This window comes from Vibrio marinisediminis, assembly GCF_014050145.1.
In the GTDB taxonomy this organism is placed as follows: domain Bacteria; phylum Pseudomonadota; class Gammaproteobacteria; order Enterobacterales; family Vibrionaceae; genus Vibrio; species Vibrio marinisediminis.
In genome coordinates this window covers 1-304 of record NZ_JACFYF010000156.1, presented here as the reverse complement: position 1 = coordinate 304, position 304 = coordinate 1, and the positions used below count along the sequence as shown (strand labels likewise).

At 57.6% G+C, this 304-nt stretch carries 1 protein-coding gene; it reads left to right on the top strand.

Annotation, left to right across the window (positions count from 1 at the left end):
• Positions 1-304: hypothetical protein (locus H2O73_RS23770; protein WP_497997510.1), on the top strand; the 304-nt coding region annotated here is incomplete at both ends.

Here is a 304-nt window from a genome sequence, read left to right as displayed (position 1 = left end):
GTAATCACCGAAGCTGCGCAGACACGCGCCTATGCGGCTTCTCTCGATGATGCATCCGGCTGCGAAGCACGGGAAGCCTTGCTCGATGAGCAGGCCGATTTGCAGGATCGGAAACAAAGTCACGAGCTGCTGGATATTGCGAGAACAGAGATCGCGAGGCTCGCAGAGCTAAAGCGCATTGAAGACTGCTTGCGCGACACTGCCACCACTGCGATCACGCGGCTCGGGAACGAAATCGCCGACAATCTTATCACGCCGCGTATGCGCGACCGGTTTCAACAAGAGATCGTTGCGCTGGCTGGTA